General features: G+C 52.7%; 20 protein-coding genes. 8 read left to right on the top strand and 12 right to left on the bottom strand.

Features of this window, described 5'->3' with window-relative positions; all coding sequences use genetic code 11:
• Positions 1-58 precede the first annotated feature (58 nt).
• Complete coding sequence (gene pdxR, locus E1162_RS17980) at positions 59-1,495, bottom strand: MocR-like pyridoxine biosynthesis transcription factor PdxR (RefSeq protein ID WP_155134318.1); 1,437 nt, start codon at positions 1,493-1,495, stop codon at positions 59-61.
• 194 nt (positions 1,496-1,689) lie between these two features.
• Here pdxR and E1162_RS17975 point away from each other — a divergent pair, with 194 nt between their 5' ends.
• Positions 1,690-2,394, top strand: a complete 705-nt coding sequence (locus E1162_RS17975) for a pyridoxamine 5'-phosphate oxidase family protein (protein WP_155134315.1) — start codon at positions 1,690-1,692, stop codon at positions 2,392-2,394.
• 157 nt (positions 2,395-2,551) lie between these two features.
• On the opposite strand, the gene E1162_RS17970 is transcribed toward E1162_RS17975, so the two are convergent.
• The 3 genes from E1162_RS17970 to E1162_RS17960 all read right to left on the bottom strand — a co-directional run bounded on the left by E1162_RS17970 (position 2,552) and on the right by E1162_RS17960 (position 4,748).
• Positions 2,552-3,040 (bottom strand): lytic transglycosylase domain-containing protein, encoded by a 489-nt coding sequence (locus E1162_RS17970; RefSeq protein ID WP_155134312.1) that lies wholly within the window; start codon positions 3,038-3,040, stop codon positions 2,552-2,554.
• A gap of 263 nt (positions 3,041-3,303) precedes the next feature.
• On the bottom strand, positions 3,304-4,059 hold the full coding sequence (locus tag E1162_RS17965) for a peptidoglycan recognition protein family protein (protein ID WP_155134309.1): 756 nt from the start codon (positions 4,057-4,059) through the stop codon (positions 3,304-3,306).
• Positions 4,056-4,748 carry a molecular chaperone DjiA gene (locus tag E1162_RS17960; RefSeq protein ID WP_155134306.1) on the bottom strand — a complete coding sequence of 231 codons (693 nt, stop codon included), beginning with the start codon at positions 4,746-4,748 and terminating at the stop codon, positions 4,056-4,058. The genes E1162_RS17965 and E1162_RS17960 overlap by 4 nt, the downstream gene beginning before the upstream one ends.
• A gap of 185 nt (positions 4,749-4,933) precedes the next feature.
• Between E1162_RS17960 and E1162_RS17955 the strand changes: the two genes are divergently transcribed.
• Positions 4,934-7,000, top strand: coding sequence for a putative bifunctional diguanylate cyclase/phosphodiesterase (locus E1162_RS17955; RefSeq protein WP_371312012.1), 2,067 nt, complete (start codon positions 4,934-4,936; stop codon positions 6,998-7,000).
• Positions 7,001-7,039: 39 nt separating this feature from the next.
• On the opposite strand, the gene E1162_RS17950 is transcribed toward E1162_RS17955, so the two are convergent.
• The gene (locus E1162_RS17950) at positions 7,040-7,498 is read right to left on the bottom strand and encodes a winged helix DNA-binding protein (protein ID WP_155135103.1); all 459 of its coding nucleotides are present in this window, start codon (positions 7,496-7,498) and stop codon (positions 7,040-7,042) included.
• A 353-nt stretch (positions 7,499-7,851) separates the two neighbouring features.
• On the opposite strand from E1162_RS17950, the gene E1162_RS17945 reads away from it, so the two are divergent.
• The 3 genes from E1162_RS17945 to yiaY all read left to right on the top strand — a co-directional run bounded on the left by E1162_RS17945 (position 7,852) and on the right by yiaY (position 13,770).
• Entirely contained in the window at positions 7,852-8,592 is a 741-nt protein-coding gene (locus E1162_RS17945; RefSeq protein WP_155134303.1) for a sulfite exporter TauE/SafE family protein, read from the top strand.
• Between the two features lie 82 nt (positions 8,593-8,674).
• On the top strand, positions 8,675-12,277 hold the full coding sequence (locus tag E1162_RS17940) for a hydantoinase B/oxoprolinase family protein (RefSeq protein ID WP_155134300.1): 3,603 nt from the start codon (positions 8,675-8,677) through the stop codon (positions 12,275-12,277).
• A gap of 341 nt (positions 12,278-12,618) precedes the next feature.
• The gene (gene yiaY, locus E1162_RS17935; RefSeq protein ID WP_155134297.1) at positions 12,619-13,770 is read left to right on the top strand and encodes an L-threonine dehydrogenase; all 1,152 of its coding nucleotides are present in this window, start codon (positions 12,619-12,621) and stop codon (positions 13,768-13,770) included.
• Positions 13,771-13,845: 75 nt separating this feature from the next.
• Here yiaY and E1162_RS17930 read toward each other — a convergent pair whose 3' ends face one another.
• Positions 13,846-14,595: a sulfite exporter TauE/SafE family protein gene (locus tag E1162_RS17930; RefSeq protein WP_257099103.1), complete on the bottom strand. Its 750-nt coding sequence runs from the start codon at positions 14,593-14,595 to the stop codon at positions 13,846-13,848.
• 173 nt (positions 14,596-14,768) lie between these two features.
• Here E1162_RS17930 and E1162_RS17925 point away from each other — a divergent pair, with 173 nt between their 5' ends.
• Both E1162_RS17925 and E1162_RS17920 read left to right on the top strand, forming a co-directional pair.
• Positions 14,769-15,353, top strand: a complete 585-nt coding sequence (locus E1162_RS17925) for a thioesterase family protein (protein ID WP_155134293.1) — start codon at positions 14,769-14,771, stop codon at positions 15,351-15,353.
• A gap of 16 nt (positions 15,354-15,369) precedes the next feature.
• The gene (locus E1162_RS17920; RefSeq protein ID WP_306455052.1) at positions 15,370-16,038 is read left to right on the top strand and encodes a glutathione S-transferase; all 669 of its coding nucleotides are present in this window, start codon (positions 15,370-15,372) and stop codon (positions 16,036-16,038) included.
• 20 nt (positions 16,039-16,058) lie between these two features.
• Here E1162_RS17920 and E1162_RS17915 read toward each other — a convergent pair whose 3' ends face one another.
• The gene (locus E1162_RS17915; RefSeq protein WP_155134290.1) at positions 16,059-16,817 is read right to left on the bottom strand and encodes a HugZ family pyridoxamine 5'-phosphate oxidase; all 759 of its coding nucleotides are present in this window, start codon (positions 16,815-16,817) and stop codon (positions 16,059-16,061) included.
• Between the two features lie 264 nt (positions 16,818-17,081).
• Here E1162_RS17915 and E1162_RS17910 point away from each other — a divergent pair, with 264 nt between their 5' ends.
• Positions 17,082-17,570 (top strand): BA14K family protein, encoded by a 489-nt coding sequence (locus E1162_RS17910; RefSeq protein ID WP_155134287.1) that lies wholly within the window; start codon positions 17,082-17,084, stop codon positions 17,568-17,570.
• Positions 17,571-17,633: 63 nt separating this feature from the next.
• Here E1162_RS17910 and E1162_RS19645 read toward each other — a convergent pair whose 3' ends face one another.
• The 5 genes from E1162_RS19645 to E1162_RS17885 form a co-directional block, all read right to left on the bottom strand.
• Positions 17,634-18,500: an extensin family protein gene (locus E1162_RS19645; protein ID WP_257099102.1), complete on the bottom strand. Its 867-nt coding sequence runs from the start codon at positions 18,498-18,500 to the stop codon at positions 17,634-17,636.
• 603 nt (positions 18,501-19,103) lie between these two features.
• The gene (locus E1162_RS17900; protein WP_155134284.1) at positions 19,104-19,718 is read right to left on the bottom strand and encodes an FMN-dependent NADH-azoreductase; all 615 of its coding nucleotides are present in this window, start codon (positions 19,716-19,718) and stop codon (positions 19,104-19,106) included.
• A 155-nt stretch (positions 19,719-19,873) separates the two neighbouring features.
• Positions 19,874-23,623: a methionine synthase gene (gene metH / locus E1162_RS17895; protein ID WP_155134281.1), complete on the bottom strand. Its 3,750-nt coding sequence runs from the start codon at positions 23,621-23,623 to the stop codon at positions 19,874-19,876.
• Between the two features lie 44 nt (positions 23,624-23,667).
• Positions 23,668-24,594: a methylenetetrahydrofolate reductase [NAD(P)H] gene (gene metF, locus E1162_RS17890; protein ID WP_155134278.1), complete on the bottom strand. Its 927-nt coding sequence runs from the start codon at positions 24,592-24,594 to the stop codon at positions 23,668-23,670.
• A 1-nt stretch (position 24,595) separates the two neighbouring features.
• Positions 24,596-25,591 carry an ArsR/SmtB family transcription factor gene (locus E1162_RS17885; RefSeq protein ID WP_155135091.1) on the bottom strand — a complete coding sequence of 332 codons (996 nt, stop codon included), beginning with the start codon at positions 25,589-25,591 and terminating at the stop codon, positions 24,596-24,598.
• Positions 25,592-25,650 lie beyond the last annotated feature (59 nt).

Here is a 25,650-nt window from a genome sequence, read left to right as displayed (position 1 = left end):
CAGCCCTCAGGTACGGGCCTAGTCGCTTGAGGTCAAGCCTTTTTCCTGCATTCCCTCTCTATGGTGAAGCAGGAACCAGCTTATCCAGTGTTTCGGCAAACAATCTAGCTGTTGCCTCATCTACCTCAGCAAAGCCGCAAACAAGGCCCATCCTTCGAACTCTACTGGAGTTTTTGATGTAGTAACTACTAAGTGGCTTAACGCCAAAGCCGCGTTCATCAAGCTGACTTGCAACATACTGGTCGTCGCAGTCTTGAGGCAGGAATATAGGCATTTGCAAGCCTCCAGCCGGCTTTCCGACACCCACCCGATTTCCCAGAACTCTGCGAATTTCAGCGGAAAGAAGCGCCCCGCGCTCCTCATAGGCACGGCGAATTTTCTTTAGGTGCGCCCGGTAATGCCCCTCTTCAATGAAGTGAGCAAGTGCCGCCTGTCCGTGGACGTTGGCAAGTCCGCCTAGGGACCGGTGAGCAACCCGCAACGCCTTTGCATAGCAGCGCGGCACCACCGCATAAGCCAGCCGAATACCCGGAGCCAAGGATTTGGACACGGTGCCGATATAGACAACATCACTTCCCGCGTTCAAGCCTTGCAAGGCAGCCAGCGGCCTACCTTCAAACAGGAACTCGCTGTCGTAGTCATCTTCGATGACCAGAGCGCCGCTTTTGCGCGCAAACTGCAACACCTCAAGACGTCTTGCCATATCCATGCGCATACCCAGCGGGAACTGATGGGAGGGTGTTAGATAGATCAGCCGAAACGCCTTGCCGGCAAATGAAGAGAGCCCCTCGGAGGGGTCAAACCCTTGCACATCGAGCCCGGCAGCATGAAACGCAGAACGAGCGCCTGTGTAGCCCGGTTCCTCAATAAGCGCCGGATCACCCTCATCGGAAAAGCTCTGGGTTATCAGGGTGAGCAGTGACTGGACACTTGCGCCGACGATAATTTGCTCGGCTTCCGCTCTAACACCGCGCTCCTGCAACAAATACTGTGCGAGAACAGACCGCAGCCGATCAAGGCCAAACGTATGCTCGTAAGCGAGCTGGCTATCACCAACTGTTCGCGCTGCGCGCCTCAGACTTCGCCCCCATAGATCATAGGGAAAAAGCGAGCGAGCCGGTTCCCCCGGCTGCATTTTCTCCCCCTTAGATGGGAACCGCAGATCTGCGGAAAGGCGCTTACCTCTCTTTGATAAACCTTGCGACGAGCCTGATATCGACGATGTAGTTTCCTTAGAGAAAGCCGAGGGCTGCTCGCATACCACCGGAGCTGCGCCGCGTCGAACATCAATCAGGGCCTCTGCCTTAAGCAGCTCATAGGCGGTATTTACGGTATTACGGGAAATGCCAAGAACACTGGCCAACTGACGGGATGAAGGCAGCAACGCGCCCGCCTTGAGCTTGCCTCCGGCGACGCCTTCGCGAACATACCTGTAGATCTGACTGGAAAGCGGCACACCGCTCTCTCTATCCAACTGAAGCTCGTAAATGATCATTGGAAGCCCCCCACCTTGAGCGGAAGACTAAGGGCGCGAGCTGGTGCCTGTCAAAGAAATCATGGAAACACGTAAAGGAAGGGAGATCAGCAGACTGGCACTATGAAAAAGAAAAAAGTGGCTCTTTCACAAAACCAGCCTGCCGATCAAACTGGTCCTATGTGCCGATTATATTGCTCAAAACCGAGGACCAGATGACGGTAATTGAGAAAACCCCAGAAGAACGCAAGGTCGAATTCGCCAGCCGGGACAATCGTCCCCCGTCTTTTGCCCGCGTTCGATCTTCCAACCGTGCAAACTACGATTGGGAAACGATCTATCCTATTTTACAGAGCGCAATGGTCGCTCATGTTGGCTTCATCGATGAAGATCGCCCGATGGTGATCCCGATGGCCTTTGCGGTAGTCGATCGCACGATCTACATTCACGGCGCCAAAGCCGCCCGCATTATCAAAAAGCAAAGTGAAACTGCATCTCTTTGCCTAACAGTTACACATGTTGACGGTATGGTTCTCGCCCGTTCGGCGTTCCACCATTCCTTTAATTACAGAAGCGCCGTAATTCATGGCAGCGCCCGTCATGTGACCGACCCACGAGAGGCCGAAGCGGCGCTTATCGCAATTACCGAACACCTTCTACCGGGACGCTGGGAAGAAGTTCGTCCAATGACAGACAAGGAACTTCGCTCAACCGGTGTGTTGGCACTGGAAATTGAGTGGGCCGCAGCCAAAATCAGAGAGGGTGGTCCTGTTGACGACGAAGAGGATCACAGCTTGCCACACTGGGCAGGTGTTGTTCCTGTTACGACCGCCATTGGCCAGCCTATAGATGATGGAAAAATCCTTGAAGGCGTTAAAATTCCGGCTTCTGCAAAGGCCGCACGTCGGAAGTTTCTATAAATCCCAATGCTCTGGAGATGGATGGTTGGTATTGCCCATACCAACCATCCCACGTCCTTGCAGACAGACTGACCTACTGGCCAGACATTCCAGAAATCTTTGAGAAACCGAATTCACCCGATTGGCAGCAGCAGCATGCAGCGCGCCCTAAAGCTTATTAGCTTTTACCGAGGATGTTTTTCACTTTGCTGCAGTAGCGAGCGCTGATGCGGTTCATGCGCTTTGCAGCATGGCCAGCGTTGTAGCGCAAAATGGTACCGCAGAGGTCGCCACCAGCCTTTTTGTGGGCACCTGCGAGGTAACGCATACCCCAATCAATGTTTGTTTCCGGGTTGTAGAGGGCCTTTGTAGAACCGCGATAACCCATGCCGCGCGCTGTCGCTGGCTTGATCTGCATAAGACCAACTTCGCCTGCTGCGCCGCGAGCTTTTGCGTTGAAGTTACTTTCTACCTGCACAACAGCGCGAGCAAGGTCTGCTGGTACGCCGTGTTTCTTTGCATGTTTCTTGATAAGCTTATCGTAGTTGGAAGACTTGGAAGCCGCGTGAGCTTGGTCAACAACCGGAAGTACACCAGATACGCCAGACAGAACAATGCCTGCCGAAGCAAAGGTTACAAGTGCAAGTTTCTTAAAGTTCGTGAACATCTATTATGTTTCCTGACACGATATTAGTTTTGAGCGAGAAGCTATATCGTCGGCAGATGCGTCAAGAATCTGACTAACCAGATCACGAAGTGTTTCAAGAACTATGGAAGAAGCATGGCAAAGATGCCAAATTATGACGAGCATGTGGCACAATGCAGCCACATCGGCCACATGCATGGGCAAACAGAAGCTATGTCAGGACCTTCCCTTACGATAGCCTCAAAACTGGTATACTACGGTATTTTACTAATACATCAGTATATTTACAGAGAAGGTAAACTCTTTAAAAGTGTATGCAGGGTCGCGACGGTCTGTGCGTCAGCTGCGCCATCCACAACCTGTGGGCGGTAATGCCGTTGAAACGCTGTAACCGCACGTTTTGTAGCGTGATCGAAAACGCCAGTCGGCATGACTTCATAACCGAATAGGCCCAAAAGAGACTGGATTGCATCAACCGGAGCGCCCTCGTCGCCAAGCTGAAACACAACACTGTTGTTTGCCTCAACAGGCTCGATTGCATTCCCTACGCCAGCACGAGCAAGTTCAAGCCAAGGGAACAGCTCACCAGGGTCCTTTTTACGGGACGGTGCAACATCAGAATGAGCCAGAACGCGGTAAGCAGGAATGTTGTGGCGAGCGATAATGTCCTTGCACAGGGCGATAACCGCATCGATCTGAACCTGCGGGTATGCAGGACGACCGAAATCATGGCCTCCGTTTACAATCTCGATGCCAATGCTACACGCATTTATGTCCCGATCACCCTTCCAGTAGGACTTTCCGGCGTGCCAAGCGCGTCTACTTTCAGGCACCATCTGCAAAATCTCACCGTCTTCCTTGACGAGATAGTGCGCAGAGACTTCTGCCCGTGGGTCACACAGGCGCGACACCGCGGCCTCTTCGCTCTCCATACCGGTATAATGGAGGAGAAGCATATCAATCGGCAAATCACCGCGCTCGTTATGATTTGATGATGGGTGAAGACGTGCGGGCACACCGCATTCTACTTTTTTGCTCATAGGCCACGTTCTAGTTGGATTTGCTCAAAGGCACTATTAATGGCCGCAAGGCGGTCATTGGCTATCTTGACGAATTCTTCAGGTACGCCGCGCGCAATCAGTTGGTCAGGATGAGTGTCTTTCACCTCTTGCAGATACCGCTTGCGAATTTCGGCATAGCTGGCGTCAGGTGAAACATCCAGAACCACATATGGATCGCTACCACCACGGATATGGCGGGCTTTAATTTTTGCGTAGCAGCGTCCGTCTATACCAAAGATCTGGGCAACACGCTCCAGATAGGCGTCCTCCCCTTCGTGGAAGAACCCATCTGCTTTGGCGATAAAGAACAAGGCATCAAGAATATCGATGCGCGTTTCTTCATCTTCAAGAAACAGACTATTGATCCGCTCGGCGTAAGCCTCAAAGCCAGCAACATCCTGCTGGGCGAGACTAAACAGCCGAGCAACGTTCCTCTCTTCACCTGCCGGAATGTCGAATAGGTTCTCAAAAGCCAGAACTTCTTCTGCTGTAACAACCCCGTCCGCTTTCGCCATTTTGGCCGATAGAGCGATCATAGCTACGGTAAACGCCAGTGAACGACGGTTCTCCTGTGCAGCTGTCAGCAAAGACTGGATACGGTCCAGCAACTGCGCACCACTTTGCTGAAGCGCACTAACAAAGGAGGATAGATTTTGCCAAAAGTTCATAGAGCCCAAACTAACCAAAAGAAACGGATTCGGCGACACGGGATATCACCTGAGTCGCGTTTGCCCACTCTGCCCAAAGATTGCAATTACTACGCACATAAATTCACTGAATCTTTGTTTTTTAAAGGGCAAAATATCTCTAACTAAATTGATTCTTTCTTGTCCGACTCGTGAAGGTCTTTCTCGTGGAGAAAATTCCGCCGTTCCGCACAGCACTTTATGCGTGCATTATTTTATCCGGACTATCCATACTGGCAATGTCGTTCTATGCCATTGATCAGGCAGCCATTTATTTGATGGTTAAAGAGGATGCTGAAGAAAACAGCGCGTTGGCACAAAAAGCCATCGTGGAACTGCAGGCTTTCAAAGACACAAAACCGGAGACGGGAGTAGACCGGGAGATCTTTACAGGTCTTGCATTGCGTGGGTCCAGTTCTATCAAGCTATCGACTGTCGACGCCAGTGCTCAGCTCGCCTCCGATGACATAGAGCGGCTTTATAAGCTGCTCGAACCGGATATGGATAAGCTGTCTATTGTTGCAATGGCAGCCTCCGGCAATACGATTGCCGGATACAGCAGTGCAGATGTTCAGCATTCAACGGAGAACTCTGCCCTTTCGGACGATGCTCAGGCAGCTATGGTTGATGCACTGAACACCGGCGAAGAGCAGTTCTACTCGAACTTTTCTTTCACGAATCTAACGATACCCACCTTTACGACAGTGCTACCGTTCAAGTTCGACGGTATGCCAATCGCGACGCTGTTCATTACAGCAGAACCGAGCATCTCGAAAGCCGCTTACATCCGCTCGCTTTCTTTTGCGACAGCCTCCACCTTCACGGTGGTTCTGTTGTTGACACTATGCTCCATCTACTTTGTGTGGCAGTACCTGCGTGACCGCTGGAAGACATCCAAGACCATCAGTTTCCTTGCTCACAACGATCCGTTGACGAGACTGCCGAACCGCTCGGTCTTTTCCACCCACCTCAATCAGTCATTGAGAAAAGCGCAGATTACTGCTGCAAACCTTTATGTGGTTTCCATCGATGTCGATAAATTCAAAGAGGTGAACGATACCCACGGCCATGCAGCCGGTGACATTTTTCTGCAAGTCATTGCTGACCGTCTACGCATGGTACTTGGAAACCACCTTGTCGCCCGTCTGGCAGGTGATGAGTTCGCCGCAATTATTGACAATGAAAGAAACGACGAGGCTGTTCATGCTTTGATGCAGCGGGTTATGTCCGCGTGTCTCGCCCCATGCATCATTGATGGTAAGGAACTTGGCATCTCACTAAGCATTGGCATAGCGAAGGCGACGGACGCTGCATGGCGCGCCTCCCGATTGCTGCACTGTTCGGATCTTGCCCTTTACCGTTCCAAATCCAGTGGCCGGTCAACCTTCACTTGGTACGACCCAAGTATGGATGAAGACCTTGAACGTCGCCGTGAGATCGAACGGGATATGCGCCGTGCCCTCAAGACGAACGGCTTTTCCGTTCATTACCAAGCACAGGTCGCGCTACAAACCCAAAGACTTTGCGGTTTTGAAGCGCTGCTCCGTTGGAACCACCCTGAAAAGGGCATGATCTCACCGGAAATCTTCATTCCTATTGCTGAAGAAACAGGAATGATCGAGGCCCTTGGTGAGTACGTTTTGCTGCAAGCCTGTCAGGATGCGGTAAGCTGGGCAGACGATACATTAAAAGTCGCGGTAAACTTCTCGCCAGCCCAGTTCAAGTTCGGCTCCATCGAAAAGAGTGTGGAACGTGTGCTTATTGAAACAGGGCTAGTGCCGGAACGCCTTGAGATCGAGATTACCGAAAGCCTTCTGATCAATGACACCGAGAGCGTTATTGAATCGCTTAAGCAGATCAGCGCAATGGGCGTTTCCATCGCTATGGATGACTTCGGTACTGGCTACTCCTCGCTGAGCTACCTCTCGCTATTCCCGTTCGACAAGATCAAGATCGATAGAAGCTTCGTTCAGCACATCGGCGAACGCACCCAGTGTGACGCAATCATTGCAGCTATTGTGGGCTTGGGCCGTTCGCTAAGCGTGGTGATTACGGCGGAAGGTGTTGAGACCGCGAAACAGGCAGAGCAGCTTAAAGAAGTGGGCTGCCATCTGGTGCAAGGTTACTACTACGGCAGACCAAGTCCGGTGAATCCGGCCAATCCGGCTGAACACCTCAACGGCGTTCGAAAGTTCGAGGCCGTACAGCACATTCCGGAGAGTCTATCAGCCTAAACGGTTACATAAGAGGGGACTTAAACGTCCCCTTTTTTGTTACATGGCAGCAGCAGCGCGTGCCGCTTGATCGTAGTGGCCGGAGATAGAACGAAGCGTTGACGCGATGCGGGAAACCTCTCCCTCATCCATTCCCAGCTCCTTAAGCGGAGCGACAAGTAACGCCTCCCGAAGGCGCCCATATTCATTGCAGAGCTGCTCGCCTTCCTCGGTAATAGAGACGGTCTTTTCCTTGCCCCGCTTGCCAGATTGGACAAGTCCACCCTTCTCCAGCTTCTTCAAAGCGTAGGAGACGGTATGCGTATCCTCGATATTCAGCACAAGGCACAAGTCTGCCATTGTCTTGGGGCGACCTCGGTGATTGACGGAATGCAGCACGAGCGTTTCAAGAGGAGACATTCCCTCCTGACCAACAGCCGCCATGCACCTTACCATCCACCGGTGATAGGCATGCACCATCATGGTCACCGCAAACTCCACCTCGGAAAGCGCAGGCATTTGCCCGCTGGCAAGGTGAGCAGCTGAAACGACGGGGCCGATACCTACGGCAACCTCTTTATCAGAATGAGTATCTTTAAGCTCTTCTTTGGCCACGTGGCCTCCCCCAAACTTGCCAAGGCATCACGCCAATTCCATTGCTTATCAATTAGGCGCTTCGCAAGTTACTGTCAAAACACTAGTTGTTTTCACATAGAATTCCGATCATCTCCCGCAGAACAATGTTAGCGCTGTCCGTAGTCTCCCGTCTTAACCTGCACAATTTTAAGGAATAGGACTTTCTTCCTCGTCCTTTTTTGGTCTTTTCCGCGACCAAACCGTGGCCAATCCAAAAATTAGAAAACGTCAGCCCCATGTCCTATATTCTTGCGTGTCTTCCCGACCTATCCGTGCTGGTGCCTGCCTTTATCGTTGTAACCATAGGGGCTTGTATGCAGGCATCTATTGGCATGGGGCTTGGTATGATCGCAGCACCTGTTCTTGCTGTCCTTGACCCAACAATGGTTCCGGGCACCATGTTGGTGCTTAGCGCCTTTATGGGTATTGCGGCCGCAAAACGCGAATCTGTTGCCATTGTTTGGAAAGAATACTCAATCGGTGTTCTGGGCCGCCTTACCGGCACTGTGATCGCTGGTCTGATTCTCGTTCAAATCACAAGCATCCAGACATTTTCTCTTCTGTTTGGTGTCGTCACAGCAGTTGCCGTGCTTCTTTCTCTGGCAGGGTTTGGCGTTCGTTTTTCCAGCTTGTCGCTTGGCATCTTCGCAACAATCTCCGGCGTTATGGCAACCATCACATCAGTTGGCGCACCGCCAATGGCAATCGCCTATCAAGGCCAGCCAGTTGCCCATGCCCGCCCGAACATGAACGCGATTTTTGGCACAGGCTCTGTACTTTCCTTGTTTGGCACCGCCGCTTCCGGCTGGCTGGGCTTTGAGCATCTCATCTCAGCAGCAGTCCTCTTCCCTGCCCTTTATTGTGGCTTTGCTCTGGCTGGCGTCGTGAAGAAGTATACCGATCAGCGCTTCCGTTACATCGCGCTCGGCTTTGCCTTCGCCTCCGCCATGCTGCTTATCTACCGAGGTATAAGTTAGCTCTTATTGACAATTTATCGACATTTTGTAGATATTAGCGCTCCTATGAAGAATTACTGAAGCAAGTGGGAGCGCAGTACTGATGACTGAGGGCAAGTGGGATTTCTGGATTGATCGTGGCGGCACCTTCACGGACATTGTTGCCAGAAAGCCAGATGGCTCTTTGCAGGCACACAAAGTTCTCTCGGAAAATCCGGAGGCTTATAAGGACGCCGCTCTTCAAGGTATCCGCGACCTTCTAGGCATCGCAAAGAACGAGCGCATCCCTGCCGAGACAATCGCAACCGTTAAAATGGGCACAACGGTTGCGACCAACGCTCTGCTAGAGCGTAAGGGCGACCGCACCGCACTCTTTATTACCAAGGGCTTCCGCGATGCGTTGGCGATTGGCTATCAGGCCCGTCCTGACATTTTCGCCAAGGAAATCATCAAGCCTGAGCTACTCTATGAAAGCGTGACAGAAGTTGGCGAGCGTATCCGCGCCGACGGCACTGTTGAGCAAGCACCAGACCTTGATGCTGTGGAAGCAGACCTCAAGCGCGTTTATGAAAGCGGCATCCGCTCCCTCGCCATCGTTTTGATGCATGCCTACGCCTACCCAGAGCACGAGAAGGCACTGAAAGCCATCGCTGAGAAGGTCGGCTTCCCGCAAATCTCCGTCTCCCATGAAGCCTCCCCGCTCATCAAGCTGGTAGGCCGCGGCGATACGACGGTTGTTGACGCGTATCTCTCGCCAATTCTACGCCGCTATGTTGAACAGGTTTCCAGCGAGTTGGACTTGGAAAACACCGGTTGCCGCTTGATGTTTATGCAGTCCTCTGGTGGCCTTACAGATGCATCGCTGTTTCAGGGTAAGGACGCTATTCTCTCCGGCCCTGCGGGCGGTGTGGTTGGCGCTGTCGAAACCTCCAAGATGGCTGGTTTTGAAAAGGTCATCGGCTTCGACATGGGCGGCACATCCACCGACGTATCTCACTTCGATGGCACTTACGAACGCGCCTTTGAAACCGAGGTGGCCGGTGTGCGCATGCGCGCGCCAATGATGATGATCCACACCGTTGCCGCTGGCGGCGGTTCTATCCTTCATTATAAGGACGGACGTTTTCAGGTTGGGCCGGATTCCGCTGGCGCGAACCCGGGTCCAAAGTGCTATCGCCGCGGCGGCCCGCTCACCGTCACCGACGCCAACGTTATGACCGGAAAGCTCAATCCGGATTACTTCCCGAAAATCTTCGGGCCAGACCAGAACGAACCACTGGACGGCCAAGCTGTTAAAGCGGCCTTCGAAGCGCTAGCCACACAAGTTGGTGGCAATACAAAGCCCGAGGAAATCGCTGAAGGCTTCCAGAAGATCGCTGTCGAGAACATGGCAAACGCCATCAAGAAAATCTCCGTTCAGCGCGGTTATGACGTTACCGAGTACGCCCTCACCTGCTTTGGCGGTGCTGGCGGGCAGAGTGCCTGCATGGTGGCCGACAGCCTCGGCATGACCAACGTCATCGTTCATCCGCTCTCCGGCATTCTCTCAGCTTACGGCATGGGTCTTGCGGACATTCGCGCCACCCGCCAGCAGGCAGTAATCAAGTCGCTGGACGCTGCCCTACTTCCGCAGTTGGAGGAGCTGAAAAGCACCATCGCATCTGCTGCAAAAACGGAGGTCAGCGACCAAGGCGTTGCGGATGACGAGATCACCGTGATCGCCCGTGCACACCTGCGCTACGACGGTACAGACACACCGATTGCAGTGGAGCTGAACACCGCAGACTGCGCGCCGATGATCGAGAAGTTCACGCAGGCTCATATCAAGCAGTTCGGCTTTGCCTATGACAACAAAGGTATTGTTGTAGAGGCGCTTGAAGTAGAAGCCGTAGGCGGTGGTGCTGGCCTGACAGAGCCAGACCTTACGCTCAACTCTGACCGGCCTGAGGCAAGCCAGACCACCCAGTTCTTCGCTGGCGGCAAGTGGCGCCCTGCAAACATCTACAAGCGCTCATCCCTGCTACCGGGTATGCGCCTCAGCGGCCCTGCCCTCATCATGGAACCGCACGCGACTATCGTGGTTGAGGCTGGTTGGGATGTAAAGGTCAACGCCAAGGATCACATCATCCTGACCCGCGTTGAAAAGCTGGCACGCGCCAAAGCTCTGGGAACAGAAGCTGATCCGGTGATGTTGGAGGTATTCAACAACCTCTTCATGTCCATTGCCGAACAGATGGGTGTTACCCTGCAAAACACTGCTTACTCGGTAAACATCAAAGAACGTCTCGACTTCTCCTGCGCAGTCTTTGACAGAAACGGCGCACTAGTAGCCAACGCTCCGCACATGCCGGTGCACCTTGGCTCTATGGACCGCTCTGTAGAGACAGTTATCAAGCTCAACGAAGGCAAGATCAAACCGGGCGACGTATTCGCGCTGAACGCACCTTATAACGGCGGCACCCACTTGCCGGACATCACCGTCGTATCTCCGGTGTTCGACGAAGAAGGCAAGGAGATCCTCTTCTGGGCCGCGTCTCGCGGGCACCACGCAGATGTCGGCGGCTCAGCACCAGGTTCCATGACACCTCTTGCTACCAAGGTGGACGAGGAAGGTGTACTCATCGACAACTTCAAGCTAGTTGATGAAGGCGCATTCCAAGAAGAAGCGTTGGTTGAGCTACTGACCAACCACAAATATCCGGTTCGCAACGTTCACCAGAACATTGCCGACCTGAAAGCCCAGATCGCCGCAAACGAAAAGGGTGTTCAGGAACTGAAGAAGATGACCGATCACTTCGGTCTGGAAACCGTGCAAGCCTATATGGAGCACGTGCAAGACAACGCCGAGGAGAGCGTTCGCCGCGTAATCGAGGCTCTTGCAAATAGTTCCTATGAGTACCCGACCGATCAGGGTGCTGTGATCAAGGTGAAGATCACAGTCGATAAGGAAAAGCGTGAAGCAACTGTCGATTTCACCGGCACAAGCGCGATGAAGGAAAACAACTTCAACGCTCCTGAGCCTGTAACCCGCGCGGCGGTTCTCTACTGCTTCCGCGTCATGGTAGACAGCCCGATCCCGATGAACGCAGGCTGCCTGCGCCCGATCAACATTGTGGTACCGGAAGGCTGCATGCTGAAGCCACACTACCCTGCCGCTGTCGTGGCCGGTAACGTGGAAACCTCCCAGCATGTCACTAACGCCCTGTTTGCCGCTCTTGGCGCAATGGCAAACTCCCAAGGCTCCATGAACAACCTGACATTCGGTAACCAGACCTACCAGTACTACGAGACGCTGTGTTCTGGCTCTCCAGCTGGTCCGGATTTCAATGGCACCGACGGGGTCCATGTTCACATGACCAACTCCCGCCTAACCGATCCGGAAATTCTGGAGTTCCGCTATCCGGTGCTTCTGGAAGACTTCCACATCCGCAAAGGCTCTGGCGGTAAAGGCAAGTGGCATGCTGGTGATGGAACCAAGCGCACCATCCGCTTCCTTGAGGATATGGAATGCGCGATCCTCTCTTCTCACCGCACAATTGCGCCAAAGGGTATGCATGGCGGTGAAGATGGGGAGTTAGGAGCAACGTCCGTTAGACGCCTTGATGGCAGCATCGAGGTACTGGGTGGATGCGACCAGACCACGCTAAAGGCTGGAGAGGCTGTTACCGTGACAACGCCAACCAGCGGCGGTTGGGGTAAAGCATAATCCCAAAATGAGCTTACGAAAGGCCCTGTTGCAAAAGCAGGGCCTTTCTTTTTGATAGGTCTACAAAAGAAAATAACAGCATATAAGCAAACAACTTATCCATTCGAAAAAGTAAGCAACACTGTCTTTTGAATCCGTAAGTTGCTGAAATAAGCACAGCACACCCGACATATCTTGAATACCGTAAAATACAATCAAATAAAGCGCACAGAATAACTACAAAACAGCTCTAAAAGCGTTACAAAGTAAGTAGTTAGCCAATTGCCGACAGATTCCCCAGAGGCCTAGAATGAGTACGACTCGAAGGCTTTATCGCTAAGAACGGATAAGGGAAGGTCTCAATGAGCAACTACCGCTTCTACATGCCATCACTCAATCACATGGGCCCTAACTGCCTTGAAGAGGCAATTAAGGACCTAGCCGGAATGGGCTTTAAAAAAGCCCTCATCGTTGCAGGTAAGGTTCTCACAAAGAACGGCCTCGTAGACGGTGTGGTTGAAAAACTTGGCGCCGCTGGCTTGAACTGCGTTGTATTTGCAGGCACGCAGCCAAACCCAACCTGTGGCAACGTTGAAGAGGGGCTGGCGCTTCTTCAAAAAGAAGAATGCGACTGCGTTATCTCCATCGGTGGCGGCTCTCCGCATGACTGCGCAAAAGGTATTGCTCTTGTGGCCACGAACGGTGGTTCTATCAAGGATTATGAAGGCCTTGATAAGTCGGCAAAACCTCAGCTCCCGCTTGTCTGCATCAACACTACCGCAGGCACAGCAAGTGAGATCACCCGCTTCACCATCATTACCGATGAAAGCCGCCATGTAAAAATGGCAATCGTGGACAAGAACACCACACCAATTATGTCGGTGAATGACCCTGCCCTTATGACCGGTATGCCAAAGAGCCTGACCGCTGCAACCGGTATGGACGCGCTTACCCACGCAGTGGAGGCTTATGTTTCCATCGCCGCAACTCCCGTGACAGATGCATGCGCAATCAAGGGCATCGAGCTGATCGCCAAGTGGCTTCGTGCAGCCGTCTATAACGGCGATAACATGGAAGCACGCGATAACATGGCCTATGCCCAGTTGCTTGCAGGTATGGCGTTCAACAACGCAAGCCTTGGTTATGTGCACGCAATGGCTCACCAGCTCGGCGGGTTCTACGACCTTCCGCACGGCGTCTGTAACGCGGTTCTTCTACCGCACGTATCCCAGTTCAACGCGCGTGTGTGCCCAGAAAAGTTTGCAGAGATCGCACGGGCTATGGGCGTGAACACCACCAACCTCAGCCCTCGTGAAGCTGCAGACCGCGCCCTTGCAGAAATCCGCGCTCTATCGGCAGACCTCGGTATTCCGGCGGGTCTAGCGGACCTTGGCGCGAAGGAAGAGGATATTCCGGCGCTTGCTGATAACGCGCTTAAAGACGCTTGCGGCCTGACGAACCCAATTCAGGCAACTCGCGACGAAATCATCGGCATCTATAAAGCTGCGTTCTAATCGAACGACCTTCCAAACAAAAAAGCCCTGCGTCTTCATCAAGGCACAGGGCTTTTTGCATTCAGATCGGCTTCGTTAAACGAACATACCAAAGCCAAGAACGAAGAGCAGACCCAGTACGATTGTTCTGAAAGCGGCATTGGACATGCGCTTACGAACGACTCCGCCGAGCTTGGTTCCCGCCCAGACGAATAGCAGTGTCGTCATGGAAACAGTAGCGGCTGAAAGGTCCAGAAGACCAAGATGCCAAAGACCGATCGACATAATGATCGTTGAAAGCGAGAACGAGATATTGAGGCCCTGAATAAACTGGTTGCGCGGCATATCCAGCGACATCAGGAACGGCATCAGCGTCATGATCTGCGTTCCGGTAACACCGTTCACGGTGCCGGTGATGAACCCGCTGATTGGCCCCACAGGCCGTTCCAAGTGCGGCGGCAGACGAAAACTTGGCGAGAAGTAAGCGATAAGCGCGTAAAGAATGAGAACAACGCCAAGGGCCATTGTCGCAGTCTCAACCGGAACACTATCCAAGATCCAGAGACCAAACACGACGCCCGGAGCTGTCGTTAAAAACATCGGCCAGAAACGCTTCAGCGTTACGCCAAAATCACCAGCGTCCACCATCACAAAGAAGTTGCTGATGAGAGATGGAATAAGCACCAGTGGCAAACCGCGCTTCAAGCCTACGGTATAAACGAGAAACGGTAGGCAGGTGGTGGTGAACCCCATGCCCGTTACGCCCTTAACAAAAGCGGCAAAGAAAAAAGTTGCAGCGATAATCACCATCTCGACGATGGTGAAGCCGAAAAATTCAAACGGCATAGGTATGCCTTGCCTCCCAGCAAAACCCTCTCAACTGTCGCGCTCTCATGCCTGCCCCTGCTTCAAACTATCACTGTAGTTCTTGCAAAATACATCCCTTGGGCCAACTGGACACGACACCCCGTTAAAGGGCATATAGCGCAGGTATTTGTTTGTACATACGGATGTTTTCTATGCGCTTGTGGTTTCGGCTGATCCTGTTCCTTTTGATCACACCTTTTCGGAAAAAACTGGAAAGCCCAACTGGCCCGTCCATTCTCAAGTATCGGGTACATCTCACCGATATTGATACCAACGTGCACCTCAACAATGGCCAGTATCTGACCTTCATGGATCTTGGACGCTTGGACCTATTGGCCCGTACCGGTCTTTGGCGGCCAGTGCTGAAGCATAAATGGATGCCGGTCGTGTCTGGTGCTGCCATCCGCTTCCGCCGTGAACTGCGCTTGTTCGAACCGTTCATTCTGGAAAGCAACATGGTCTACTGGAATGACGAAACAGCCGTGATGGAACAGCGCTTCCGCTTTATCAAAGGCAAACGTTCTGGCGCCATCGCCGCAACTGCACTGGTTCGCGTCGGCCTCTATGACCGAAGCCAGCGCCAGTTCGTGCCTATGAGCCGCCTGATGGAAGAGACCGGCCACTTTGTGCCCCAGCCAGAGTTGAAAGAACACATTCGCGCGTTTCTGGAATCGGAAGAGCAAATCAAGTACCATGATCGCCAAGACCCATCCGCTCAAACAGCCTCTGCTGCCTGATTTTTTGTGACACTTTATGATGCTTACCGGCCAGCTACCAATCCTTTATTCGTTCCGCCGTTGCCCCTATGCAATAAGGGCACGCATGGCGCTGGTCAGTAGCGGAAAGTCCGTCGCTCTTAGAGAGATCGTTCTGCGGGCAAAACCTGCCCATATGCTGGAAATATCGCCCAAGGGTACTGTTCCGGTTCTTCAACTCGTAGATGGAACCGTGATTGACGAAAGTCTTGATGTGATGCTCTGGGCGCTGGGACAGAACGATCCTGATAGCTGGCTCACTCCGCAGCACGGATCGCTTGCCGACATGAAAGCGCTGATTGCTCTCATGGATGGCGCATTCAAGCATCATCTTGATCGATATAAGTACGCGACGCGCTATGAAGGCGCTGACCCCGATAGCCATTACACAAGCGCGATAGATGAGCTAAAGCACCTCGATGAGCGCCTGAAAGAACACCGTTACCTATTTGGAGAGCGCCCATCATTGGCCGATCAGGCGCTGTTCCCGTTCGTCCGCCAGTTTGCAAATGCCGATAATGAACGTTTTGAAGACGCCGCCCCTGAAAAGGTAAAAACGTGGCTTGGTGAGCGTATCACCTGCACTGAATTCCAGCAGGCCTTTGGAACCAAGTGGAAGCCATGGGCAGAAACAGGAGAAGCCCTCCTGTTCCCAACGATTGCTTAGAGATCAAAGCACGAGAGCAATTACTGCGCTCTAGCTACTTTTAGCAGATCGATCAGTGTGGATTTAATCTGCCCCGCTTCGATGGTGTTTTCAAACCAGTAGCGAACCACAGTACCGCTCAGAACAAGATCCATCCCTTCAGGATCGATACCAGCCAGAAGCCAAGCACCCTCGCCGCCCTTACACAACACGGTTCCATATAGACGCGTGGCATCGGCATGATCGTCGTTCATATGGGCTACTGCTGAACCTTCTGACGCGCAGAACCGTTCCATATCCTCGCAGCGGCTATGCAGATCATCAGGGCTGAGAAGGAAGGCCTTACCGAATCCGCCGTTCAAGCTGCCCCGCTCCATATTCATGCGGAAGAAAGCAAAGTCAGGGAAGTCGATGTAAAGCTTGGCCTTCGGGTGACGAAGGAGATACCGAGCCCTCAATCGCTCGTGCTCGTCACTAGTCCGCTCGACTTTCTCAAACTGTCCACTCAATGAAAGACGCGGATGCGCCAGCGGATCACCCTTGCCCGGAGAACCCACCATTAGCGAGGCGCGAGGATCCTGCTTAAGCCCGCTGGTATGGGCCGATAAAGTGGAAATGAGAATGTAGGGACTACCGTCAACGTCCACACTCACACCGACACGGCTCACAAACGGATAACCCGTTTCAGGTTCCAGAACAGCCAAGGAGCCGAAGAGCGAGGTATGAATAAGCCCCTTTGCCAAACGACGCGCTTCATCGTCTGTTGGCCGGATTACATCCTTCTTTTTCTGTTCGCTCATAAAAGAACCTCCTGATGAAACGCTACTTTCACAGCACGTAACTACGAATACATGAATATTAAATTCATATTATAAAATCCTGCATTACGAGAAAACCCTCATCGACCCCCGCCCCACAATTTTCAAATTCTCGCTGTAAATCCATATGGTTAGAAACTGTTACAATTATGAACACAAGATGAATACTGCCCTCAGAAACGGTTCAGTGCCCCTATGATTAGTTAGGGATCAGAAACAACAAGCCCAAAAGGGACAGAGGATAAAATGAAGATCACGAAGAGCCTCGTCTCGGTAGCAGTGGCTGGTGCGCTGCTAATTCCGAGTATCGGTACTGCAAGTGCGCTTACCGTTCAAAAAGCTGTAGCAACCAACGCCGACATCTCGCAGAACATTGTAGAAGTTGGTGACCGTCGCTACAGACCACACCGCCCGCATCATCGGCCGCACCGCCCTCATCACCGTCCGCACTACAAATACCACAAGCATAAAGGTATCAGTGCCGGTGAAGCCGCAGCAATTGGTGTTCTTGGCCTGGCAGCAGGCGCAGCACTGGCTAACTCTATGCAGCCAGACTATTACGCTCCGCCAGCATATGCGCCGCCACCACCAGCTTATGTGCCGCCGCCAAGCTATGGCGCGCCACCAGCATGGTCTCCCGAGTGGTACAGCTACTGCTCTGCAAAGTATCGCAGCTTTAACCCAAGCACCGGCACCTACACCACCTATTCCGGTGTTCAGAGAATGTGCCAGTAACACCTTCCAAACCCTCCCCCATAAAAAAGAAAGCTCCGGTAGTCCAACCACCGGAGCTTTTTTCTATTTGCAGATTTTCACACGGCACCCTTTGCCGTGACAGGCAAGGTCCAAGTGGAAGTGATCTTTGTGGAACCGGTCTGCATTTGGCCCAAGAACTGTCGAGAAAGTTCCACATGCCGATTTATGAACGGCCTGCAAAAACTTGCGATGCTTGCGCTTACCCTTCCAGCCGGACTTAACCGAAACAACTGTGCCGTCTTTGAATACGAAACCTGAGATATCGATGGCATTGCCTTTGCCATGCTCAGACAATTTTGCCCCGCGCTGGTTATTGCGTGGTCGGCAAGAGTAGCTACCGGCGATTTTCAATCCAACTAGCTCGCTACCCATTTGCTTCTTCGCAATTTTGAGAACGTCGTCCTGCACCCAGCTATCAAACGCACTAACTAGTCCGCAGTTGGCCTGAATCGGCATACTCAGGCCGAGCGTTCCGCGATCCAGTTTCAATGCATCAACTTTAACCGGCTGCTTGATGCCGCAAGCACCAGCGCCCTTCACATCGGGCATAATTTTAACGCTCTGGTTCTGCAACGAGCACTGCTTGCCGGAAAAGAGCGGAAATGAGAAGCCGGATCCTTCGTGCTTCTTCGTTTGTTTGCGCGGCTTGCTTACAGCCTTGGCAGTTGGCCGTTTTGGGCTAACAGAGACCTTCGGCTTGGCTTTGGGCAAGATGGTCTCTACCTGAGTGCGAGCAGGCGCTGGAGCGATCTCCTCTTTAGGAGAGGTCGCTTGTGGCAAGACAGCAATAGGTGAAGGCTTGGGAACAGGAACAGCCTGAGCAGTCGTCACACTGCCTGCGCACACAACAGCAGACAGAAGGGCGAGAGGGAACAAGCGCGCATGCGGCGCCTTAAACCAGAGAGACAAGCCCACCTCGGAGTTTATATAGGGTTGGTCGGAGTCAGTGAAGATTGCAGCGGTACTGACTGAGTCCCCCGTCTGACTACATAGGAAAGTGGACAGAAATCTGTTCTACACACAGGAAAGAATCGCAAAAACAGCACAATCAGAGATACGCAATTAACAGTATTAAGCACAAGCTAAAGATGAGATACGTAATTTAATTTCAATATTTCAATGAGTATTTTTATCAATATTTCAATACATACTGCCAATTTTACTGATATATAATTCAACGAATTTTAATGCCATTTGGCCGCATCTTGTATTTTAGGCTTCCACATTAGTTAATTGTCACCTAAGCTCCTTTCATTGAGTAAGTCCTGGGAGGCATTTCAATGACTATTTCGCGAAGCGTAAACCTTGTCGCTATCACGTTCGCCTTTACATATCTGGCAGCAATCGTCGTTGGAGTTCTGTAAGCTTTAAGCGCTACTTGGATACTAGAAGCAGCTTTATATAGACTGCTCATTTTGGGAGTTGGCTTGGGAGAGCCAGTAGGTGGTACCTAAAAAAGGACCGATGCACGGCTGCATCGGTCCTTTTTCTTTTCTGATTACTTTTTGTGGTTTATGCCGCCACTTTACCAATCATATCAATCTGCTCGGAAGCTTCTGCGATTGCCTTCTCGCGGTCCATCGCAACACCTACCGCTGCAATCACCTCAACATCATTGACACCGATGAAGCCAAGAATATGCTTGAGGAACGGGGTATTGAAGTCCACTGGAGAGCCAACCGGCACGCCGCCATGAGCAGCCACGATGTAGGCCTTCTTGCCTTCACCCACCAAGCCCACAGGACCGTTTTCAGAGTACGCGAAGGTTTCACCGCGGCGGGTGACAAGGTCAACCCATGCCTTGAGGCTTGCAGGCACACTGAAGTTGTACATTGGAGCGCCGATGATGATGACGTCCGCAGCTTTTAGCTCTGCGATCAGTTCATCAGAAAGAGCCAGCGTAGCTGCCTGCTCTGGAGTGCGCTCAGAAGGATCAGTGTAAGCTGCACCAACCCAGCTAGGATCGATAAACTCTACTTTGTTGGCATCCAGATCGCGCTTGGTAAGCTCAACAGGGCCATGAGCAGCTTCAAGCTTGGCAATCAGGTCCTCAGAAAGCTGACGGGTAACGGAGTTGCCTGCCAGTGCGGAAGAACCAACGCTAAGAATTTTCAATGTGGTGGTCATAATCATTCCAATCTGTCGAATGTAAAAAGTGTTCCGTGTTCGTTGACACTACATTTAAGACAGACTGGTGATTTCGGAAGATGCCGAATAGTGAACAGTGCGTTCAACACTGTTCACCTAATCGTATTTTATATAGCCGCGATCAAAACTGCTTATTATTCAGCAGCTTCTTGCTGGTGCGGATTGTAGTTGAGAATTGGAGCAAGCCAACGCTCGGCAGTCTCCAAGTCCCAGCCCTTGCGCTTTGCATAGTCTGCAACCTGATCCTGCTCTATTTTGCCAATGCCGAAATAGTGGCTTTCTGGATGGCTGAAGTAGAGGCCGGAAACCGCTGAGCCCGGCTGCATCGCAAAGCTCTCGGTCAAAGTAATGCCCGTCGCAGCCGTTGCATCCAGAAGGTCGAACAGTGTCTCCTTCTCTGTGTGGTCAGGCTGAGCAGGATAGCCCGGCGCAGGACGAATACCCTGATAGCCTTCCGCGATTAGCTCCACATTGCTGAGAGACTCATCTGCGGCATAGCCCCAGTATTCCTTACGCACCAACTCATGCAACCTTTCAGCAAATGCTTCTGCCAAACGATCAGCAAGAGCCTGAGAGAGGATCTTGTTATAGTCATCGCCTTGGTCGGCGTAATAGCGCGCCAGCTCTTCTTCACCCAAACCAGCAGTAACTGCAAAGCCACCCACATAATCCGGCACACCGCTTTCCTTCGGTGCTACGAAGTCAGATAGCGCCATGTTGGAGCGTCTACCGCCAGAGCGATCAATCTGCTGGCGAAGCGTGAAGAGGCGCGCTTTTTCGGTTGTGCGGCTTTCGTCTTCGTAGACGATTAGATCATCACCATCTGCAGCACATGGCCAGAAGCCAATCACGCCGTTGGCACGCAGCAACTTACGTTCAACAATCTCTTCCAACATCGCTTGCGCATCATTGTAAAGCGCCTGCGCTGCAGGACCATACTTGTCGTCGGACAAGATCGCTGGATAAGTGCCTCTGATTTCCCAAGTAGCAAAGAACGGGGTCCAGTCGATGTATGGAACCAGATCCTTGATCGGGAAGTCGGTCAGCTTCTTGGTACCAATGAAGCTCGGCTTGGCCGGAGTGGCCTCACCGTCAAAGCTGTAGTTTGGCTTCGCAGAGCGAGCCTTCTCAATAGAAACGCGCTTTTTGGCCTGCTGAGAACGTGCGTGCTTTTCTGCAACATCTGCATACTCTTCACGCAGTTCGGCAAAGTACTTCTCGCGCTGCCCTTCGGACATCAAGCGAGAAGCAACACCAACCGCACGGCCAGCATCGGTAACGTAGATCGCCTGCCCCTTGCTGTAACCCGGATGGATCTTCACTGCCGTATGAACGCGGGAAGTCGTCGCGCCGCCAATCAACAGCGGCACATCAAGGCCCTCACGCTCCAATTCGGAAGCAACGTGGCACATCTCGTCCAGAGATGGCGTAATCAGGCCGGACAGACCAATGATGTCTACGTTATGCTCTTTGGCTTTTGCGATGATTTCAGCAGTTGGCACCATCACGCCAAGGTCGATAACCTCGAAGTTATTACACTGCAGCACAACGCCAACGATGTTCTTACCAATATCGTGCACATCGCCCTTAACGGTCGCCATCAGGATTTTGCCGTTGGAAGACTGACCAGTCTGGCCTAGCTCTTCCTTTTCCTTCTCCATGAAAGGCATCAGATAGCCAACGGCCGCCTTCATCACACGGGCAGACTTCACCACCTGAGGCAGGAACATCTTACCGGCACCGAAGAGATCACCCACCACGTTCATGCCGTCCATAAGCGGACCTTCAATGACGTGCAGAGGACGGGCAAAACTCTGACGCGCTTCCTCGGTATCAGCGGTGATGTAATCGGTAATACCGTGGACCAGAGCGTGTTCAAGACGCTTCGCAACAGGAAGCTCGCGCCAAGAAAGGTCAACCTCACGCTTCTTACCGCCAGCACCGCGATACTTCTCGGCAACTTCCAGAAGGTTGTCGGTGGCCTCATCATTGCGGTTCAGCACCACATCAAGGCATAGCTCACGAAGTTCTTCCGGCAGATCATCATAAACAGCAAGCTGGCCAGCATTCACGATGCCCATATCCATGCCGTTCTGAATGGCATGGTAGAGGAATACAGAGTGCATAGCTTCACGCACCGGCTCGTTACCGCGGAAGGAGAACGAGAGGTTCGATACACCGCCGGACACATGAGCGTGTGGCAGGTTATCGGTGATCCACTTAGTCGCGTTAATAAAGTCAACGCCGTAGTTGTTGTGCTCTTCAATACCGGTCGCTACAGCGAAGATATTCGGGTCGAAGATGATGTCTTCCGGCAGGAAGCCAACCTCATTGACCAAAATGTCATAGGAGCGCTTACAAATCTCGATCTTGCGCTCGTAGCTGTCTGCCTGACCGCTCTCGTCAAAGGCCATCACAACAACAGCTGCGCCATAACGACGGATGAGTTTGGCGTGCTCTTTAAACGGCTCCTCACCCTCTTTGAGTGAGATGGAGTTCACTACAGGTTTACCCTGAACGCACTTCAAGCCAGCTTCAATAACAGACCACTTGGAGCTGTCGATCATGATCGGCACGCGAGCGATATCAGGCTCGGCTGCAAGCAGGTTGAGGAAGGTAACCATCGCCTCTTCACTGTCGAGGAGGCCTTCATCCATGTTGATGTCGATAATCTGAGCGCCGTTCTCTACCTGAGAGCGGGCAACATCCAGCGCGGTGTTGTAATCGCCGCCTTTAATGAGCTTACGGAAACGGGCAGAACCGGTAACGTTGGTGCGCTCACCCACGTTTACAAAGTTTACGTCCTTGGTGAAGGTGAACGGCTCCAGACCGGAAAGGCGCATCAGGCGCGGTACTTCCGGCAGCTTGCGCGGAGCAATGCCTTCTACAGCCTCGGCAATCGCTTTGATGTGTGCAGGTGTCGTACCGCAGCAACCGCCAACAACGTTGACAAGACCAGCTTCTGCGAACTCCTTCAGCAAGCCAGCCATGTGTTCAGGGCTTTCGTCATAAAGACCGAATTCATTTGGCAGACCGGCATTCGGGTACGCACACACGAGCGTGTCGGCAATGCGGGACAGCTCATCAATGTGAGCGCGCATTTCCTTCGCACCAAGTGCACAGTTCAAACCGATGGAAAGCGGCTGCGCGTGACGCAAAGAGTTCCAGAACGCCTCTGGTGTCTGACCGGAAAGCGTACGGCCGGAAAGGTCGGTAATGGTGCCGGAAATCATCACCGGCAGCACAACGCCTTTTTCCTCAAACACCTGTTCAATGCCGAACAGCGCAGCTTTCGCATTCAAGGTATCGAAGATGGTCTCTACGAGAATAAGGTCTACGCCGCCATCCAGAAGGCCTCGCGTTGCTTCAGCATACGCATCCTTCAAAGCATCAAAAGATGTTGCGCGGAAACCTGGGTTATTCACGTCTGGAGAAATGGAGGCTGTACGGTTGGTTGGGCCCAAGCCACCTGCAACAAAGCGCGGGCGCGATGGGTCAATCGCTTTCATCTTCTCAACCGCTTCACGGCAAAGGCGTGCACCTTCTTTGTTCAGCTCGTAAACAAGGCTTTCCATCGCATAGTCGGCCTGCGCGATAGAGGTAGAAGAAAACGTATTCGTTTCGATGATGTCGGCACCAGCTTCCAGATACTGGAAGTGAATGTCACGAATAGCATCCGGCTGGGTCAGGATGAGCAAGTCGTTGTTGCCCTTGACTGACTGGTTCCAGTTTTTGAAGCGCTCGCCGCGATACCCGTCTTCGTCCAGCTTCAGGTTCTGGATCATGGTACCCATGGCACCGTCCAGAATAAGGATACGCTCCTTGGCGGCCTCATTCAGGACTTTGAACACGTTCAGCCCGGATTCTTTACTATGTATGCTCATGGGTACTGTCTTCTACTATTCTTCAAAAAATCGCTGGTCGAGGTTTAAGCGGCAACGCACTGTTTTGTCACCATGCCCTCGCGGGAACGCAACCCCAACATATGGCAAATGGCGTAAACCAGATCAGCCTTGTTCATCGTGTAAAAATGGAAGTCGATCACGCCGTTATCGACCAGATCGAGCACCTGCTCTGCTGCAACAGCAGCGGCTACCAGTTCGCGAGTGCGCGGGTCATCATCCAGCCCTTCAAAACGGTGTGCCAGCCAAGCCGGAACAGATGCGCCGGTCTTAGCGGCAAAGCTTGAAATGCCCTTGAAGCTAGTCACAGGTACAATGCCCGGCAGGATCGGAATATTGATGCCAGCAGCACGAACACGGTCCACGTAACGAAGGTAATGCTCGTTATCAAAGAAGAACTGCGTGATCGCACGGGTAGCACCAGCATCAACCTTGGCTTTAAGCACGTCGATTTCAACGTCCCAGCTCGGGCTTTCAGGATGGCGCTCAGGATAAGCGGAAACGGAAACCTCGAAGTCGCCAATCTCACGAATGCTCGCAACCAGATCGGCAGTAGTTTGGTATCCATCAGGGTGCGGCTTGTACTTCTCGCCAACACCAGCAGCTGGGTCACCGCGCAGCGCCACGATATGGCGAACGCCAGCATCCCAGTAAGACTGGATAACCTCGTTTACCGCTTCTTTGGAAGCATCAACACAGGTCAAGTGAGCGGCTGGCTTAAGCTTGGTTTCCTGAATGATGCGCTCAACGGTGGAGTGAGTGCGTTCACGGGTAGAGCCACCAGCACCATAGGTGACGGATACAAAGCTAGGGCACAAAGGTGCAAGACGCTCAATAGAGGCCCACAGAACCTGCTCCATCTTTTCCGTTTTAGGCGGAAAGAATTCAAACGAAACAGAAATGTCAGAGGCGCCATTCAAAAGAAATCGGCGATCTACAACGGTTTCAGACATTTCAGGCAAGCTCCTGTGTGGGGTTGGCTACCGGCAGATCGGTGATGACACGGCGATCCTGCGCAAGCCATAAAGTGACGGTGAGATGATTGTTTTTGGTAGTGTCAGGCGCAAGGTCCTGAATACAAATGGTGTCGAGATCAGCTTCGTTCAGCCAGCGAGAAACCTGCTCGTGAGAAAAGCCCAAACGGCGGTGTGCATGGTTCTCGCGCAGGAACTCCAGATCATGCGGCGCAAAGTCCACCACAAGCAACCGGCCACCCGGACGCAGCGCACGAGCGGCTTCCTGAATAGCGCGGGCCGGATCCTCTAGAAAATGGAGGACCTGATGGATTACTGCAACATCGGCAGAATGAGGCGCGATTGGCAGCGCATAGATATCCCCCTGCCGCACTTGCGCATTCGCAACCTGCGCCTTTTCCAGATTAGCACGAGCAACGGAAAGCATGTTCTGGCTGCTATCAACGCCGATTCCGCGGTTGTACTGCTCGCGGAAAAGCTCCAACAGACGGCCTGTACCGGTTCCAAGATCAAGGAAGCTATCGAAAGGTTTAGAGCCGATCACATCGACCATTGCCTTCTCAACGGCGACCTCCGGCACATGAAGCGTGCGCTCCTTGTCCCAAGTGGAAGCGCGGGAGGCAAAGTAATTGGCGGCTTCCTCGGCTTTAGCACGGCGAATAGCATCCAGACGTTGGCGATCTCCAGCCAGAACCGGATCACTGCGATCAAGAGAAGAAAGGATTGCCCGCGCAACCGCGGCAGCGCCTTTTTCTCCCAAACGGTAATAAACCCACGCGCCTTCCGGATAGCGCTGGATGATACCTGCCTCACACAACAATTTGAGGTGACGGGAAATGCGCGGCTGGCTTTGCCCGAGAATGGTCGTGACGTCTTTAACCGTCAGCTCCCCTTCACTAAGCAGCGCAAGCAAGCGCACACGGGTAGATTCACCCGAAGCCCGCAAGCAGGCAACAAGCTCTTCAACCGGCAACATTCCATTTTTTCCAGAGTGAACCACGTCGATCACGAGACACTATCCCGCCTTCAGCTTCA

This window comes from Pseudovibrio flavus (genome assembly GCF_009711345.1).
Lineage (GTDB): Bacteria > Pseudomonadota > Alphaproteobacteria > Rhizobiales > Stappiaceae > Pseudovibrio > Pseudovibrio flavus.
Note: the sequence above shows the minus strand (reverse complement) of the source record. Positions and strands in the feature narration are given on the sequence as shown.

Excerpts from the sequence above, each read along its gene's own strand:
- pdxR (WP_155134318.1), bottom strand. The coding sequence starts at position 1,495 with ATGATCATTTACGAGCTTCAGTTGGATAGAGAGAGCGGTGTGCCGCTT.
- E1162_RS17975 (WP_155134315.1), top strand. The coding sequence starts at position 1,690 with ATGACGGTAATTGAGAAAACCCCAGAAGAACGCAAGGTCGAATTCGCC.
- E1162_RS17970 (WP_155134312.1), bottom strand. The coding sequence starts at position 3,040 with ATGTTCACGAACTTTAAGAAACTTGCACTTGTAACCTTTGCTTCGGCA.
- E1162_RS17965 (WP_155134309.1), bottom strand. The coding sequence starts at position 4,059 with ATGAGCAAAAAAGTAGAATGCGGTGTGCCCGCACGTCTTCACCCATCA.
- E1162_RS17960 (WP_155134306.1), bottom strand. The coding sequence starts at position 4,748 with ATGAACTTTTGGCAAAATCTATCCTCCTTTGTTAGTGCGCTTCAGCAA.
- E1162_RS17950 (WP_155135103.1), bottom strand. The coding sequence starts at position 7,498 with ATGCCTGCGCTTTCCGAGGTGGAGTTTGCGGTGACCATGATGGTGCAT.
- E1162_RS17945 (WP_155134303.1), top strand. The coding sequence starts at position 7,852 with ATGTCCTATATTCTTGCGTGTCTTCCCGACCTATCCGTGCTGGTGCCT.
- E1162_RS17940 (WP_155134300.1), top strand. The coding sequence starts at position 8,675 with ATGACTGAGGGCAAGTGGGATTTCTGGATTGATCGTGGCGGCACCTTC.
- yiaY (WP_155134297.1), top strand. The coding sequence starts at position 12,619 with ATGAGCAACTACCGCTTCTACATGCCATCACTCAATCACATGGGCCCT.
- E1162_RS17930 (WP_257099103.1), bottom strand. The coding sequence starts at position 14,595 with ATGCCGTTTGAATTTTTCGGCTTCACCATCGTCGAGATGGTGATTATC.
- E1162_RS17925 (WP_155134293.1), top strand. The coding sequence starts at position 14,769 with ATGCGCTTGTGGTTTCGGCTGATCCTGTTCCTTTTGATCACACCTTTT.
- E1162_RS17920 (WP_306455052.1), top strand. The coding sequence starts at position 15,370 with ATGATGCTTACCGGCCAGCTACCAATCCTTTATTCGTTCCGCCGTTGC.
- E1162_RS17915 (WP_155134290.1), bottom strand. The coding sequence starts at position 16,817 with ATGAGCGAACAGAAAAAGAAGGATGTAATCCGGCCAACAGACGATGAA.
- E1162_RS17910 (WP_155134287.1), top strand. The coding sequence starts at position 17,082 with ATGAAGATCACGAAGAGCCTCGTCTCGGTAGCAGTGGCTGGTGCGCTG.
- E1162_RS17900 (WP_155134284.1), bottom strand. The coding sequence starts at position 19,718 with ATGACCACCACATTGAAAATTCTTAGCGTTGGTTCTTCCGCACTGGCA.
- metH (WP_155134281.1), bottom strand. The coding sequence starts at position 23,623 with ATGAGCATACATAGTAAAGAATCCGGGCTGAACGTGTTCAAAGTCCTG.
- metF (WP_155134278.1), bottom strand. The coding sequence starts at position 24,594 with ATGTCTGAAACCGTTGTAGATCGCCGATTTCTTTTGAATGGCGCCTCT.
- E1162_RS17885 (WP_155135091.1), bottom strand. The coding sequence starts at position 25,591 with ATGTTGCCGGTTGAAGAGCTTGTTGCCTGCTTGCGGGCTTCGGGTGAA.